Raw genomic sequence first — 15,976 nt, forward strand, 5'->3', positions numbered from 1 at the left:
ATGCCAAAGCGCACCGACATCCAGACCATCCTCATCATCGGCGCCGGCCCGATCGTCATCGGCCAGGCCTGCGAGTTCGACTATTCCGGCGCACAGGCGTGCAAGGCGCTGCGGGAGGAGGGCTATCGCGTCGTGCTGGTCAACAGCAACCCGGCGACGATCATGACCGACCCGGAGACCGCCGACGCGGTCTACATCGAGCCGATCAACTGGCAGACGGTCGAGAAGATCATCGCCAAGGAGAAGCCCGACGCGCTGCTGCCGACGATGGGCGGCCAGACCGCGCTGAACTGCGCGCTGGACCTCGCCGACAACGGCGTGCTCGAGAAGTACGGCGTCGAGCTGATCGGTGCCAAGCGCGAGGCGATCCGCATGGCCGAGGACCGCGAGCTGTTCCGCGTGGCGATGGGCGAGATCGGCCTGGAGTGCCCGAAGGCCGAGGTCGCGCATACGCTGGAGGAAGCGCTCGACATCCAGACCCGGGTCGGCTATCCGACGATCATCCGCCCGAGCTTCACCCTCGGCGGCTCCGGCGGCGGCATCGCCTACAACCGCGAAGAGCTGGTCGACATCGTCACCCGCGGCCTGGAACTGTCGCCGACGACCGAGGTCCTGGTCGAGGAGTCGGTGCTGGGCTGGAAGGAGTTCGAGATGGAAGTGGTCCGCGACACCGCGGACAACTGCATCATCGTCTGCTCGATCGAGAACCTCGACCCGATGGGCGTGCACACCGGCGACAGCATCACCGTCGCCCCGGCGCAGACCCTGACCGACAAGGAATACCAGCGCCTGCGCGATGCGTCGATCGCGGTGCTGCGCAAGATCGGCGTCGATACCGGCGGCTCCAACGTGCAGTTCGGCATCAGCCCGACCACCGGCCGCGTGGTCGTCATCGAGATGAACCCGCGCGTGTCGCGTTCGTCGGCGCTTGCCTCCAAGGCCACCGGCTTCCCGATCGCCAAGGTCGCGGCCAAGCTGGCGGTCGGCTACACCCTCGACGAGCTGAAGAACGAGATCACCGGCGGCAAGACCCCGGCCTCGTTCGAGCCGTCGATCGACTACGTGGTCACCAAGATCCCGCGCTTCGCGTTCGAGAAGTTCCCGCAGGCCGACGCGCGCCTGACCACGCAGATGAAGTCGGTCGGCGAGGTCATGGCGATGGGCCGGACCTTCCAGGAATCGATGCAGAAGGCGCTGCGCGGCCTGGAGACCGGCAAGGTCGGCTTCGACCCGACCGGCCTGGACCTGGGCGACGAGGACGATCTGGCGACGCTGCGCCGCGAGGTTCGCGAACCGGGTCCCGAGCGCCTGTTCTACCTGGCCGACGCGTTCCGCGCAGGCCTGTCGGTCGAGGACGTCTACGGCCTGTCGTTCGTCGATCCGTGGTTCCTCGACCAGATCGAGGAGATCATCGCGACCGAGGCCGAGGTCGCCGCGGCCGGCATCGACGCGCTCGACGGCAAGCGCCTGCGCGCGCTCAAGCGCATGGGCTTTTCCGACGCGCGGCTGTCGCAGCTGGTCGATACCGACGAGCAGGCGGTCCGGGCGCTGCGCCGCGCATTCGGCGTGCGCCCGGTGTACAAGCGCGTGGATTCCTGCGCGGCCGAGTTCTCGACCGATACCGCCTACCTGTACTCGACCTACGAGGACGAGTGCGAGGCGCAGCCGACCGGCCGCGACAAGATCATGGTGCTCGGCGGCGGCCCGAACCGCATCGGCCAGGGCATCGAGTTCGACTACTGCTGCGTACACGCGGCGCTGGCGCTGCGCGAGGACGGGTACGAGACCATCATGGTCAACTGCAACCCGGAAACCGTGTCCACCGACTACGACACCTCCGACCGCCTGTACTTCGAGCCGCTGACGCTCGAGGACGTGCTGGAGATCGTCGAGGTCGAGCAGCCCAAGGGCGTGATCGTGCAGTACGGCGGCCAGACCCCGCTGAAGCTCGCACGGGCGCTGGAAGCCAACGGCGTGCCGATCATCGGCACCTCGCCCGACTCGATCGACCTGGCCGAGGACCGCGAGCGCTTCCAGAAGCTGGTCGACGAGCTCGGCCTGAAGCAGCCGCCGAACCGTACCGCGCGCAACCCCGAGGAAGCGCTGGTGCTGGCGCGCGAGATCGGCTATCCGCTGGTCGTGCGCCCGAGCTACGTGCTCGGCGGCCGGGCGATGGAAGTGGTGCATGCCGACAGCGATCTCGCGCGCTACATGCGCGACGCGGTCAAGGTGTCGAACGACTCGCCGGTGCTGCTCGACCGCTTCCTCGACAACGCGGTCGAGGTCGACATCGACGTCATCGCCGACAAGGATGGCGAGGTGCTGATCGGCGGCGTCATGGAGCACATCGAGGAGGCCGGCGTGCATTCGGGCGACTCCTCGTGCTCGCTGCCGCCGTACTCGCTCTCGGGCGACGTGCAGGCGCGCCTGCGCGAGCAGGTGGTCGCGCTGGCGCGCAAGCTCAAAGTCGTCGGCCTGATGAATACCCAGTTCGCGGTGCAGACCGACGACGCGGGCGTCGAGACGATCTTCCTGCTGGAGGTCAATCCGCGCGCCTCGCGCACGGTGCCGTTCGTGTCCAAGGCGATCGGCCTGCCGCTGGCCAAGATCTCGGCGCGCTGCATGGCCGGCAAGACGCTGGCCGAGCAGGGCGCGACGACCGAAATCGTGCCGGAGTACTACTCGGTCAAGGAAGCGATCTTCCCGTTCGCCAAGTTCCAGAACGTCGATCCGATCCTGGGGCCGGAAATGCGCTCCACCGGCGAGGTCATGGGCGTGGGCCGCAGCTTCGGCGCGGCGTTCGCGCGCGCGCAGGAGGCGGCCAGCATCCGTACCCCGCCGACCAGCGGCAAGGTGTTCGTCTCCGTCCGCGATCCGGACAAGCAGCGCGTGCTGCCGGTCGTGCGCGACCTGGCCGGGCGCGGCTACGCGATCGTCGCCACCGCCGGCACGGCGAAATGGCTGCGCGCGCACGACATCGCCTGCGAGCAGATCAACAAGGTCATCGAGGGCCGGCCGCACGTCGTCGACCTGATCAAGAACGGCGAGATCGCCTACATCGTCAACACCACCGAGGGCAAGCAGGCGATCGCCGACTCGTTCTCGATCCGCCGCGAGGCCCTGCAGCACCGGGTGACCTATTCGACGACCGTTGCCGGCGCCAAGGCCCTGCTGCATTCTCTGGCCTATCGCGGCACCGGACCGGTCTGGTCGCTGCAGGAGCTGCACGCGCAACTGCGCGGTGCGGCGGACACCCACGAAACGACCTGAAGGAGGGCGCCATGCGGGCACCCATGACAACCAAGGGCGCGCAGCGGCTGCGCGCGGAACTCGACGAGCTGAAGTCGGTCAAGCGGCCGGCGATCATCGAGGCGATCGCCGAGGCGCGTGCGCACGGCGATCTCAAGGAGAACGCCGAGTACCACGCCGCGCGCGAGCAGCAGAGCTTCATCGAGGGCCGCATCAAGCAGCTCGAGGGCGAGCTCTCGCATGCCGACGTGATCGACGTCAGCAAGCTCAATGCCGGCGACAAGGTGGTGTTCGGCGCGACGGTGACGATCGCCGACGTCGAGACCGACGAGGAGAAGCGCTACCAGATCGTCGGCGACCTCGAGGCCGACATCAAGCAGGGCCTGATCGCGATTTCCTCGCCGGTCGCGCGCGCGCTGATCGGCAAGCTGGAGGGCGACAGCGTCAGCATCGACGCCCCGGCGGGCACCCGCGAGTACGACATCGTCAGCGTCGAATATATCGGCTAGTGACGCGGGCGACGTTCCTGCTGCCCGCGGCAGCGCGCTTCGGCGCCCAGCGCCCGGCGCCGGACCTGCTGCGGGTCCTCGGTCGCGCCGACATCGCGCGCGCCGGTCCCGGACGTCGGGCGCAGCTTGCGCGGCAGGTCGACCTGCCGGCGGGGGCGTGGCCGATGGCGGCGCTGTCGCGGCAGGTCGACGCCGGCGACGGCGACGCGGCGGACAGCCAGTGGCTGCGCGCCGATCCGGCGTGGCTGCGCCCGGACATCAACGGCGTGCGCTTGATGGCGCATGGCGAGACGCTCGGCCTGACCCGCGCCGATTGCGATGCGCTGCTGCCGGCGCTGAAACCGCTGTTCGGCGACGCCGGTTTCCGGCTCGATGCGCCGGTGCCGTCGCGCTGGTACCTGCGGCTGCCCCGCGGCAGCCGCCTGCCAGCATTCCCCGATCCGGCCGAGGCGCTGGGCACCGACCTGTCCGAGCATGACGGCGACGACGGCATGCTCGATGGCGGCACGCCCGAAGCGCGGCGCTGGCGGATGCTCGCCAGCGAGGCCCAGATCATCCTGCACAACCACCCGTGGAACGCGGCGCGTGCCGTCGCCGGCAGGGCGCCGGTCAACGCGTTGTGGTTCTGGGGCGGAGGCGCCTGGCCGGATGCCGGGGTGCACGTGCGCAGCCGGCATGGCCACGTCTACACCGTGGATCCGACCTGCCAGGCGCTGGCGGCCGCCGCGACGGATGTGCAGCCGCTGCCGCCGGCCTGGCCTGGCGGCGCCGGCGACGCGCTGTTCGATCTCGCCGGGCTGCGCGACCTGCGCCAGTTGGAAACGCAGTGGCTGCGCCCGGCGCTCGCCGCGCTCGGGCGCGGCGAGCTGGCTGCGCTCGAGCTCGACGACGAGGACGGCCGCGTGCTGACGCTGGCGCGCTGGCACCGGCTGCGGATCTGGCGCCGGCCGCTGGCCGGCAGCGCGGCGTGAACGTGCCGACCGGGCGCGTGCTGATCGATAGCGCGCTGATGGACAGCGCGCCCGTCGGCGACGCAGCGCCGGCCGGCATGCCGACGATCCGCCGGCGCGACTGCGAGGTCGGCGACGGCTGGCCGGAGTCGGTGCCGCCGCTGCTGCGGCGGATCTACGCCGCGCGCGGCGCGCATGACGCCGACAGCGCCCGACCGCGGCTGGCCCGGCTGCTGCCGCCCGACGCGCTGACCCACATCGATGCCGCGACCGCGCTGCTGGCCGAGGCGATCGCGGCCGGCCGACGGATCCTGGTGGTCGGCGATTTCGACTGCGACGGCGCCACCGCGGTCGCGGTCGCGGTGCGCGGCCTGCGCATGCTCGGCGCGGCCGACGTGGTGCACGCGGTGCCCAACCGGGTCGCGCATGGCTATGGCCTGTCGCCCGGACTGGTCCAGTCGCTGGCGCCGCTGCTGCCCGATCCCGGGCGGCCCGGCGTCGGACCTGGACAGCCGCTGCTGGTCACCGTCGACCATGGCATCGCCTGCCATGCCGGCGTCGCCGCGGCGAAGGCCCAGGGCTGGCGGGTGCTGGTCACCGACCATCATCTCCCCGGTGATGCCTTGCCGCCGGCTGATGCGGTCGTCAACCCGAACCTGGCCGGCGACGGGTTCGCCAGCAAGGCGCTGGCCGGCGTCGGCGTGATCTTCTATGTGCTGCTGGCGCTGCGCAGAAGGATGCGCGAGGCCGGGGCGTTCGCCGATCATGTGGTGCCGGACCTGACGACGCTGCTGGACCTGGTCGCGGTCGGCACCGTCGCAGACCTGGTGCCGCTGGACGCGAACAACCGCGCACTGGTGGCCGCGGGCCTGCGCCGCCTCCGCGCCGGGCAGGGCTGCGCCGGGTTGCGGGCGTTGATCGAGGTCTCCGGCCGCGAGGCCGCGCGCCTGAGCGCCGCCGACATCGGCTTCGCGATCGGACCGCGGATCAATGCCGCCGGCCGGCTCGAGGACATGGCGATCGGCATCGCGTGCCTGCTGGCCGACGACATCGGCCAGGCGCGCGAACTCGCCGGCCTGCTGCACACGATCAACGCCGAGCGCCGCGCCGTGCAGCAGGCGATGCTCGACGATGCCGAGGCCGCGCTGGCGCGGCGGCCCGCGGTCGATCCGCTGCACGCCGGCGTGTGCCTGTTCGATGCCGACTGGCATCCGGGCGTGGTCGGCCTGGTCGCCTCGAAGATGAAGGACGCGCTGCATCGCCCGGTGGTCGCGTTCGCACCGGCGGACCCCGACAGCCAGCAGCTGCGCGGCTCGGCGCGTTCGATCCCCGGCCTGCACATCCGCGACGTGCTGGCGGCGGTCGACAGCGCGCATCCGGGGCTGATCGAGCGCTTCGGCGGGCACGCGATGGCCGCCGGCCTGAGCCTGCGGCGCGAGGCGTTCGACGCGTTCGCCGATGCCTTCCGGCAGACGGTCGCAGCGACGCTCGACCCGGCGCTGCTGCGCGCGGAGATCGTCACCGATGGCGCGCTGGCGGCGGCCGAGTTCGACATCGCGCATGCGCTGGCGCTGCGCGACGGCGGGCCATGGGGGCAGGGCTTTCCGGAGCCGCTGTTCGACGGCGAATTCGACGTGCTGGACTGGCGCGTGGTCGGCCAGCGCCATCTGAAGCTGACGCTGTGCCCGGTCGGCACGCGGCTGCGCATCGACGCGATCCATTTCGGTGCGGGGCAGGGCGTCGTGCCCGCTGCCTGCGAGCGCATCGCCTACCGGCTGACACCGGACGATTACCGGGGCAACGGCGCCGTGCAACTGGTCGTCGAGCATCGCGAACCGGTAAACAGCCGGTAGGCGCGCCTCCCCGGCGCAATCCGCATACGCCCCAGGGACTGCTGCTTTTATCTGGTTCTTCGCCCGACTGGGGGGGAGGGCGAAAGCTGCCGGGCGCCGTGAGGTAGGGCGGGTCTCGACCCGCTACGTCGGGCGACACAATGGCGGGTCGAGACCCGCCCTACGCGCCGATGTTGGTTCCCGGCGGCGAGGCGTTGAGGCAGGTCGTCGGCTACAGGTCGTTCCCCTGAGTTGGGAGAAGAACCTGTTATCTGTGGGCCGCATCCATGGTCCACACCGGCTTCTCCCCACACGACGCCGCGCTGTCGTTGTAGGCTGTCGGCCGGGAGGACCAGACATGCGGGCGACCGGCGGACCGTGCCGGCCGTCGGCATGGTGCATCGCCAGCAGGAGCCAGCCATGTCACGCAAGCCCGTCGACCCCGTGCCTCCGGGCGCGGTCTCGGAGTCACGCCGCGGATTCCTCCGTCATACCCTGGCCGTAGTGCCGGCCGCGGGACTGCTGGCGACGCCGCTCGCCGGCTGCGCGCCCGACGATGCCGGAGCGGCATCCGCGGAGCGCGCCGCCGACTATGCGCCGCGCTATTTCAACCCGGCCGAATGGGCGTTCGTCACCGCAGCGGTCGACCGCCTGATCCCGGCTGACGACGTCGGCCCCGGCGCGCTGGAGCTGGGCGTGGCCGAGTTCATCGACCGCGAGATGGAATCCGACTACGGCCATGGCGGGCTGTGGTACATGCAGGGGCCGTTCGTGCCGGACACGCCGCCGACGCTCGGCTACCAGTTGCGTTTCACCCCGCGCGAGCTCTACCGCAGCGGCATCGCCGCGGTCGACCGCTGGTGCCGGGCGCAGCACGGCGGGCCGTTCGCGGAACTCGACGACGCCGGCCGCGACGCGGCGCTGTCGCAGCTCGAGGCCGGCAGCGCCGAACTCGACGGCGTTCCCGCGCAGGCCTTCTTCGCCCTGCTGCTGCAGAACACCAAGGAGGGCTACTTCGCCGATCCGATGTACGGCGGCAACCGCGGCATGGGCAGCTGGAAGATGATCGGCTTCCCCGGTGCCCGCGCCGATTTCATGGACTGGGCCGAACAGCCGGGCGCGGTCTATCCGTTCGGGCCGGTATCGCTGCGGAGGGAGGGCTGATGATCACGATGAAGCCTGTCGACGCGGTGCTGGTCGGGTTCGGCTGGACCGGCGCGATCATGGGCATGGAACTGGTCGAGGCCGGCCTGGAGGTGCTGGCGCTCGAGCGCGGCGAGTTCCGCGACACCCAGCCCGATTTCAGCTATACGAAGATCATCGACGAGCTGGCCTACGGCATCCGCGGCCGGCTGTTCCAGCCGCTGGCCAGGGAAACGGTGACCGTGCGCCACCGCGTCGGCGACACCGCGGTGCCGTACCGCCAGTACGGCTCGTTCCTGCTCGGCAACAACGTCGGCGGCGCCGGCGCGCACTGGAACGGCCAGCACTACCGGCCCTCGCCGGAAGACCTGAATCTCCGCAGCCATGTCGTCGGCCGCTACGGCCGCGGTTTCCTGCCGGATGACATGACGATCCAGGACTACGGCATCGGCTACGACGAGCTGGAGCCGCATTTCGACCGCTTCGAGTACCTGTGCGGCACCTCCGGGCGCGCCGGCAACCTGGGCGGGGAGATCCGCGACGGCGGCAATCCGTTCGAGGGGCGCCGCAGCCGCGACTACCCCAATCCGCCGATGGCCGATACCTACGGCGCACGGCTGTTCGCAGACGCCGCGCGCGAGGTCGGCTACCACCCGTTCCCGCAGCCTTCGTCGAACGCCTCGCAGCCCTACACCAATCCGCTCGGCGTGCGCCTGGGGCCGTGCAACTACTGCGGCTACTGCGAGCGGTTCGGCTGCTTCATGTATTCCAAGGCGGCGCCGCAGACTACGATCCTGCCGGTGCTGATGCAGCGCGAGAACTTCCACCTGCGCACCGGCAGCCACGTCACCCGGGTCAACCTGGATTCCGACGGCAGGCGCGCGACCGGCGTGACCTACATCGACGCGCAGGGGCGCGAAGTGTTCCAGCCGGCCGGGATCGTGGTGCTGGCCGCCTACCAGCTGCACAACGTGCGGCTGATGCTGCTGTCGGGCATCGGCACGCCGTACGACCCGCAGACCGGACAGGGCGTGGTCGGCAGGAACTATGCCTACCAGATGATGAGCGGCATCAGCGTGTTCTTCGACAAGGACGTGGCGATCAATCCGTTCATCGGTGCCGGCGCCGGCGGCATCCAGATCGTCGACGATTTCAATTCCGACCACTTCGACCATGGCCCGCACGGCTTCGTCGGCGGCGCCTACATCTATGGCGGCCAGACCGGCGGCCGGCCGATCCAGCAACTGTCGGTGCCGCCCGGCACGCCGGCCTGGGGCGCGCAGTGGAAGCGCGCAGCGCGTGACCACTACCTGCACACCACGTCGATCGGCGTGCACGGCTCGGTGATGTCCTACCGCGACCGCTACCTCGACCTCGACCCGACCTACAAGGACGCCTTCGGCCTGCCGCTGCTGCGCATGACCTTCGACTGGCACGACAACGAATACCGGATGTCGCGGTTCGTCACCGAACGCGCCGAGCAGATCGCCAAGGCGATGCAACCGGCGCAGTACGCGGTCAGCCTGAAGAAGCCCGGCGACCATTACGACGTGCGCGTCTACCAGAGCACCCACACCACGGGGGGCGCGATCGTCGGCACCGACCCGTCGACCAGCGCGCTCAACCGCTACCTGCAGAGCTGGGACGTGCACAACGTGTTCGTCATGGGCGCGTCGGCGTTCCCGCAGAACATCGGCTACAACCCGACCGGCCTGGTCGGCGGCCTGGCCTATTGGTCGGCCGCCGCGATCCGCGACCGCTACCTGGCCGATCCCGGCCCGCTGGTGCAGGCATGAGCGCGCGTCCGCGTTCCGCCCGCCACTGGCGCCGCCGGTTGCCGTGGCTGCTGGCCATCGCCGCGGTGGGGCTGCTGGGCGCCTGGCAGGCGCCGCGACTGTTTCCGGCCGGCGGCGATGCCGCGGCAAGCCTGCAGGTGCCGGTCACGCCGGCACTGCTCGCGCGCGGCGAATCGCTGGCGCGGATGGGCGACTGCGTCGCCTGCCACAGCGCACCGGGCGGCGAGCCCTTCGCCGGCGGCCTGCCGCTGGCATCGCCGATCGGGGTGATCTACAGCACCAACATCACCCCCGATCCGGACACCGGCATCGGCGGCTACAGTCTCGGCGATTTCGAGCGCGCGGTGCGCCGCGGGGTCACGCCGGACGGTACGCCGCTGTATCCGGCGATGCCGTTCCCCTCGTATGCGCGGGTCAGCGACGAGGACATCGCCGCGCTGTACGCATATTTCCGGCACGGCGTGGCGCCAGTGCGGCAGGACAACCGCAGGACCGGCATCCCGTGGCCGCTGTCGCTGCGCTGGCCGCTGGCGTACTGGCGCGCGCTGTTCGCACCGACGCCGGCGCAGGCCCTCGCGCATGCGCCCGGCTACGAGGATCCGGTCGTCGCGCGCGGCGCCTACCTGGTCGAAGGGCTGGGCCACTGCGGCGCCTGCCACAGCCCGCGCGCGCTGACGCTGCAGGAGAAGGCGTTGCACGACGATCCGGCGCGACGGTTCCTGGGCGGCGGCAGCGCCGACGGCTGGGTCGCGCCCAGCCTGCGTGGCGAGGCGCTGACCGGTCTGGGCGGCGTGTCGGAGGACGACATCGTGCGTTTCCTCGGGACCGGGCGTACCGACACCACCGCGGCCTTCGGCGGCATGGCCGACGTGGTCCAGCACAGCACCCAGTACGTCGGCGACGACGACCTGCGTGCGATCGCCCGCTACCTGAAGACGCTGGCGCCCGCGCGCGAGGAAGCGCCGTTCGTCGCCGATCCGGCCGTGGCGCAGGCGTTGCGGGGTGGCGATGCCAGCGCACGTGGCGCGCAGGTCTACGTCGACAGCTGCGCCACCTGCCACCGCACCCATGGCGGCGGCTATGCGCAGGTCTATCCCGCGCTGGCCGGCAATCCCGCGGTCAACGGCGACGATCCCTCGTCGCTGGTGCGCATCGTGCTCAACGGCGCGATCATGCCGTCGACCCGGGGCGCGCCGACCCAGTTCGCGATGCCCGGGTTCGGCGACCGCCTCAGCGATGCCGAGATCGCCGACGTGGTCAGCTTCATCCGTGGCAGTTGGGGCAACCGTGGCGCCGCGGTCGGCGTGGCCGAGGTGCGCCGGCTGCGCGCGAAGCTGCCGGCGCAGACGCCGATCCAGGGCGTCATCGATCCGCGCACCGCCGCCGATCTCGGCGCCGCGGTTCCGGCCGACGGCACCGGCGAAGTGCCGACGGCGACGCACTGAGCGGACACCAGGTTCTTCGTCCAAGTGGGGGCGAACGCTGCAACCGGGAACTGGTTGCAGATGGCCATCTTGTCGTCCCGGGTGCGGCGAGGGGGGCTGCTTCATCTGCGAAGACAGGCGCGAGGCAGGTCCCCGCGTGTCGGTGACGACAGACTGCTGATGGCGCCCGGCTGCAGGCGCGGTTCGCCGGGCGCCAGTCGCATGCGATCCGCGGGCCGATCGAAGGTAGGGCGGGTCTCGACCCGCCGTGCGGATCGATGCGAGGGCGCAAGACCGGCCCCTGCGCGCGGTCCGGACTACCGCATGCGGGAGCGCCGGCGTAACCGTGCGGCTCCGGCGTTCGCTCGACGCCTGGCAGCGGGCGCCGGATGCGCCGCGGCGGCCAACCGGCCGCCGCGACGTGGAACATCGTCCGACCCGATTCTCAGTGCGCCGCCGCCGGTGCCGCGGCGCGGCGGCGGCCATGGCCGGTCTCGTGCATGAACAACGCCAGCACGATCGCGACCACCACGCCCCCGACCAGCGGCAGGAACGCCTGCTGGAATTCGTGCAGGCTCAGCGACGTGCCGGGCGCGGACGGCACCATCAGGTGCGAGATGAAGGGCGACATGACGCCGGTGGTCAGGAATACCAGGAAATTCATCACGCCCGCCGCTGTGCCCTTGACCTGCGGCGGGTTGGCCTCCTTGATCATCGCGAACGGGATCATCGCCGCGCCCGAGGCGATGCCCATCACCAGCGGGATCGAGAACTTCGGGAAGGTGCCGGGCGGCAGGTAGATCGCCGCCAGGCCGCTGGCGAGCAGCAGCAGCGCACCGCCGACCAGCACCGGCTTGCGCCGGCCCAGGCGGTCGGAGATCCAGCCCAGCAGCGGACAGCCGATCACCCAGCCGATCGGCACCATCGCCGCGTCGGACGCGGCCACCGCCATCGGTACGTTCTCGCCCTCGTGCAGGAACGCGGTGGCCCAGACCAGCGCGCCGATCGTGGTCGGCACGAACAGCAGGCCCCCGGTGATGCCGGCCAGCCAGCTCTGCGGGTTGCCGAACACGGTGCGGAACGGCCGGACCACCGACGACAGCGACAGCGCGCCGTGGTGGTCGGCGCTGTCGCCGCTGTCGCGCGGCAGGATGATCCAGGTGCCGATGGCGAGTACCGCGCCGAGCACCGCGAACGCGATCCACACGCTCTGCCACGGCACCTGGAAACTGCCGGCGGGATCGATGGCCATGTGCACCGGCTTGGAACCGAACGCGGCGCCGGCCATGCCCAGGCACTGGGTGAAGCCGACGAAGATCGCCAGCATGCGTTCGGGCAGGTAGCGTCCGGCGATGTAGGACGCGCCGATGAAGGCGAAGATCGCGCCGATCGCCTGCAGCACGAAGCCGATCATGCCGGCCGCCTCGCCACCCTGGGCGAAGATCACGCAGCCGATCGCGACCACCGCGATGCCGTAGGGAATGGTGCGGTGGGCGCCGTAGCGGTCCAGCAGCACGCCGGCGACCAGCGCCATCAGCGCGTAGGCGACGTAGTAGGCCGAGATCATTGTGCCGATGTGGTTGCCGCCCCAGGCCGCGGTCAGCTCCTCCTGCATCACGCCGGGCGCCGAGCGCACCGCGTACTGGTAGAAGTAGAAGATCGCGCACAGCAGCCAGGCGGTGAAGTAGGCGGGCTTGAGCGAGGTGGGGTTGCCGGTGACCGGCGCGGCGGTTGCGGCGGGAACGGCCGCAGGCGCACCTGCCGCCTGGCCGGGGGATTGCGTTGTGGACATGGCGATGTACTCCGGGAGGAGGCGGGGCGGTGCCTTGGCGACGCCCCGCAGTGCGCTCAGCGCACCGGCTGCGGCGGGCGGGCGTTGGCGGCGGCGACGCGCTTGCCCCAGGAGATCAGGTCGGAGGTGCAGTCGTCGCGGTCGATGACCACCTCGATCAGCACCGGGCCGCCGGTATGCGACCGTGCGGTCTCGATGGCCTTGGCCAGTTCGCCGCCGCTGGTCGCGCGCAGGCCCAGGCCGTTGCCGTCGTCGGCGTTGAACGCCGAGATCAGGCCCGCGTAGTCCCAGTTCTTGACGTTGTTGTAGGGACCGTCGTGGATCTCGACCTCGATGGTGTAGCCGTGGTTGTTCATCAGGAAGATCAGCACCGGCAGCTTGCGGCGGATCATCTGCGCCACTTCCTGCGCGGTCAGCTGGAACGAGCCGTCGCCGATCAGGCCGATGACCTTGCGCTCCGGTGCGCCGACCGCATAGCCGAACACCGACGGCACCGACCAGCCGATATGGCCCCACTGCATCTCGACCTCGAAGCGGGCCCCGCCGGGCAGGTGCAGCTTGAGCCCGTTGAACCAAGAGTCGCCGGTCTCGGCGAACACGGTGCTGTCGGGCGTGACCAGCGGACGCAACTGGCGGACGAACTCGGCGCGGGTGAGCTTGGCCGCCGGCTCGGCAGCGGGTTCGGGCACCGGCTCGCTGCGGATGCGGGCCAGCTCGGTCATCGTCGCATCGCGCCGTTCGACCTTCCTTGCCAGCGCGGAGACGAATTCGCGCAGCTGTACGCGGCTGAAGTCATGGCCGGGCAGGGTGACCCGCTGCAGGTCGGCGACGATCGACGTGGCCGGCGACGGCTGGGCGGTCCAGCCGACCGTGGAGTAGTCGTTGAACACCGTGCCCAGGCACAGCACGCCGTCGGACCAGTCGACGATCTCGCGCGCCCCCGGCGCGCTGACCTCGCCCCAGTAGATGCCGGCGAACTGCGGATGGTCCTCGGGGAAGAAGCTCTTGGCCGCGGCCATCACCGCGACGGCGCAGCCCAGCGACTCGGCCAGGGCGACGGTCTCCTGCTCCGCGCCCGCCGCGCGCAGCTTGCTGCCGACCAGGATCACCGGCTTCTGCTTGCCGGCCAGGAACGCGGCGGCGGCGTCGACCGCGGCGGCCAGGGTGTCGGGGTCGCTGGCCTCGGGGCCGGTGACCGCGCTGATCGGGCCCGGCTCGGCGCACGCGGCGGCCGACAGGTTGCAGGCGATCTCGATGTAGGCCGGCTTGCGCTCGCGCAGCGCGGTGCCGATGGCGTGGTCGATCAGGGCCGGCGCGTCTTCGGCCGAGGTGATCGAGACCGCGGCGCAGGTCAGCTTCTTCGCGATCTCCAGCTGGTAGCCGAAATCGTGGGTGCCGATGGTGTGGTGCAGCAGGTGCTGGCTGGCGCGGTCGTTGGTGTTGGGCGCGCCCGAGACCAGGATCACCGGCAGGTTCTCGGCGTAGGCCCCGCCGATCGCGTTCAGCGCCGACAGCGCACCGACGCTGAAGGTCACCACGGCCGCCGCGGCGCCGTTGGCGCGGGCGTAGCCTTCGGCGCTGAAGCCGCAGTTGAGTTCGTTGGAACAGTAGACCTGCTCCAGGCCGGGCTGCTTGAGCAGCTCGTCGAGCAGGACCAGGTTGTAGTCGCCGGCGACGGCGAAATGATGCTGGAGGCCGATCTGGGAAAAGCGCGTGGCGAGGTAGCTGCCAACGGTGGTCATGGGATTGCTCCATGCGGGTGTTCGACCATGCGCCCGGTGCCGGGACCGGGCATTGATCGAGATCAATGGCCCCGGCGCCGCGGCCATCCGGCGTTCACCGACGCAATGGCCGCGTGAATGGCTATCATCTGCGCCGTGAAACTGAACGGGCGCAGCCTGCGGCCCGCAGGTCCATCAGGAGAATCCCCTTGAAGTCCATCTCGATCCTTGCCGCCGCATTGCTGGCGGGCGCGGTTTCCGCTCCCACGCTGGCCGCGCCTCCCGCGTCGCTGGCGGTAGACAGCCAGGTCCGCGGCGAGATCACCACGGCCGACGCGGTCAATTATTCCGACGGGTCGCGCAGTAAGCTCTACCGTCTCGACCTGCGCAACGGCCAGGTCGTGTCGTTCGACGTGTCGGGGTCGCTGCGCGCGCGGCTGTCGCTGTTCGACGCCGACAGGCTGGTCTCGAACTCGCGCGAGGGCAGCGACAACGGTGCCTCGCTGGTGGTGCGCGCCAGCGGCAACGGTCCGTACCTGCTGGCGGTCAGCGGTGCGGACGCGGACGCCTTCGGCCCCTATACGCTGAAGTCGACGACGGTCGAACCCTACGACGGCAGCGTGCTGCGCAAAGGCGCCAGCATCAGCGACTGGACCGACCGCCCCCGGCAGCTGCCGCTGCAGGTCGACAGCGAGGCGCTGTACACCATCGACATGCAGTCCGACGACTTCGACGCCGTGCTCAGGATCGAAGGCAACGGCGTTTCCACCAGCAACGACGACGGTGGCGAGGGCAGCAACGCGCGGCTCAACGTGGTGCTCAAGCCCGGCCGCTACACCCTGACCGCCGACGGTTACAGCGATCGCATCAACGGCCTCTACCGGCTGTCGGTGGTCGAGCGCGACATTCCCGCCGGTGCGCTGGCCGGCGGCGGCACGATCGCACTCGACAGCGAGTCCACCGGTTTCCTGCAGGGCACGCCCGCGGTCTATCGCTTCACCCTGCCGCAGCGCCGGCTGGTCACCATCGACATGCGCAGCAGCGAGTTCGACTCGGTGCTGAAGCTGACCGGAAACGGCGTGGAGCGCAGCGACGACGACGGTGGCGAGGGTCTCGATGCCCGCATCGTGGCGCCGCTGGATGCCGGCGAGTACAGCATCGAGGCCAACGCGCTGTCGGACGCGGCAGGGATGTTCACCCTGTCGCTGGCCACCAGCGGGATTCCCGAAGGCACCGGTGGCGGTGCGTTGACGGTCGACCGCGCGCCGACCAGCGCCACGCTGCTGCCGGGTGCGAGCGACCGTTACACGGTCAGCATCCGCCGCGCCGGCGACTACGTCATCGACATGACCTCCGATGATTTCGACAGCCACCTGCGCCTGTCGCGCGACGGCCGCGAGGTGGCGAGCGACGACGACGGCGGCGGTGGGCTGAATGCACGCATCGCGCAACACCTGGAAGCCGGCGACTACGTCATCGAGGCCGGCGCCCTGGGCGGCGACGGTGACGGCGGCTACCGGATCGGCATCGCGCGTCGCTGAGCAGCGCGCAGGCGGCCGT

At 70.6% G+C, this 15,976-nt stretch carries 10 protein-coding genes; 8 read left to right on the plus strand and 2 right to left on the minus strand.

Annotated features, from left to right (window positions below; all coding sequences use genetic code 11):
* The 7 genes from carB (at window position 1) to LDO26_RS01485 (ending at window position 10,924) form a co-directional block, all read left to right on the plus strand.
* Complete coding sequence (carB, locus tag LDO26_RS01455) at window positions 1-3,270, plus strand: carbamoyl-phosphate synthase large subunit (RefSeq protein ID WP_232129290.1); 3,270 nt, start codon at window positions 1-3, stop codon at window positions 3,268-3,270.
* A gap of 23 nt (window positions 3,271-3,293) precedes the next feature.
* Entirely contained in the window at window positions 3,294-3,758 is a 465-nt protein-coding gene (gene greA, locus LDO26_RS01460; RefSeq protein WP_232129291.1) for a transcription elongation factor GreA, read from the plus strand.
* Window positions 3,758-4,729, plus strand: a complete 972-nt coding sequence (locus LDO26_RS01465; RefSeq protein ID WP_232129292.1) for a phosphoglycerate mutase — start codon at window positions 3,758-3,760, stop codon at window positions 4,727-4,729. Before greA ends, LDO26_RS01465 begins: the two co-directional genes overlap by 1 nt.
* Window positions 4,730-4,767: 38 nt before the next feature.
* Entirely contained in the window at window positions 4,768-6,561 is a 1,794-nt protein-coding gene (recJ, locus tag LDO26_RS01470; RefSeq protein WP_435594011.1) for a single-stranded-DNA-specific exonuclease RecJ, read from the plus strand.
* Window positions 6,562-6,960: 399 nt separating this feature from the next.
* Entirely contained in the window at window positions 6,961-7,704 is a 744-nt protein-coding gene (locus LDO26_RS01475) for a gluconate 2-dehydrogenase subunit 3 family protein (RefSeq protein WP_232129293.1), read from the plus strand.
* On the plus strand, window positions 7,704-9,479 hold the full coding sequence (locus LDO26_RS01480) for a GMC family oxidoreductase (RefSeq protein ID WP_232129294.1): 1,776 nt from the start codon (window positions 7,704-7,706) through the stop codon (window positions 9,477-9,479). The genes LDO26_RS01475 and LDO26_RS01480 overlap by 1 nt, the downstream gene beginning before the upstream one ends.
* Window positions 9,476-10,924, plus strand: a complete 1,449-nt coding sequence (locus LDO26_RS01485) for a cytochrome c (protein ID WP_232129295.1) — start codon at window positions 9,476-9,478, stop codon at window positions 10,922-10,924. The genes LDO26_RS01480 and LDO26_RS01485 overlap by 4 nt, the downstream gene beginning before the upstream one ends.
* 424 nt (window positions 10,925-11,348) lie before the next feature.
* On the opposite strand, the gene LDO26_RS01490 is transcribed toward LDO26_RS01485, so the two are convergent.
* Entirely contained in the window at window positions 11,349-12,695 is a 1,347-nt protein-coding gene (locus LDO26_RS01490; protein ID WP_232129296.1) for an MFS transporter, read from the minus strand.
* Between the two features lie 56 nt (window positions 12,696-12,751).
* The gene (locus tag LDO26_RS01495; RefSeq protein ID WP_232129297.1) at window positions 12,752-14,437 is read right to left on the minus strand and encodes an alpha-keto acid decarboxylase family protein; all 1,686 of its coding nucleotides are present in this window, start codon (window positions 14,435-14,437) and stop codon (window positions 12,752-12,754) included.
* Window positions 14,438-14,625: 188 nt separating this feature from the next.
* On the opposite strand from LDO26_RS01495, the gene LDO26_RS01500 reads away from it, so the two are divergent.
* On the plus strand, window positions 14,626-15,957 hold the full coding sequence (locus LDO26_RS01500; RefSeq protein WP_232129298.1) for a hypothetical protein: 1,332 nt from the start codon (window positions 14,626-14,628) through the stop codon (window positions 15,955-15,957).
* The last annotated feature ends 19 nt before the right edge of the window (window positions 15,958-15,976 follow it).

This window comes from Proluteimonas luteida (genome assembly GCF_021191695.1).
Lineage (GTDB): Bacteria > Pseudomonadota > Gammaproteobacteria > Xanthomonadales > Xanthomonadaceae > Luteimonas > Luteimonas luteida.

Coding starts and splice junctions, on each gene's coding strand:
- LDO26_RS01475 (WP_232129293.1), top strand. CDS start 6,961: ATGTCACGCAAGCCCGTCGACCCCGTGCCTCCGGGCGCGGTCTCGGAG.
- carB (WP_232129290.1), top strand. CDS start 1: ATGCCAAAGCGCACCGACATCCAGACCATCCTCATCATCGGCGCCGGC.
- greA (WP_232129291.1), top strand. CDS start 3,294: ATGACAACCAAGGGCGCGCAGCGGCTGCGCGCGGAACTCGACGAGCTG.
- LDO26_RS01490 (WP_232129296.1), bottom strand. CDS start 12,695: ATGTCCACAACGCAATCCCCCGGCCAGGCGGCAGGTGCGCCTGCGGCC.
- LDO26_RS01485 (WP_232129295.1), top strand. CDS start 9,476: ATGAGCGCGCGTCCGCGTTCCGCCCGCCACTGGCGCCGCCGGTTGCCG.
- LDO26_RS01495 (WP_232129297.1), bottom strand. CDS start 14,437: ATGACCACCGTTGGCAGCTACCTCGCCACGCGCTTTTCCCAGATCGGC.
- recJ (WP_435594011.1), top strand. CDS start 4,768: ATGGACAGCGCGCCCGTCGGCGACGCAGCGCCGGCCGGCATGCCGACG.
- LDO26_RS01480 (WP_232129294.1), top strand. CDS start 7,704: ATGATCACGATGAAGCCTGTCGACGCGGTGCTGGTCGGGTTCGGCTGG.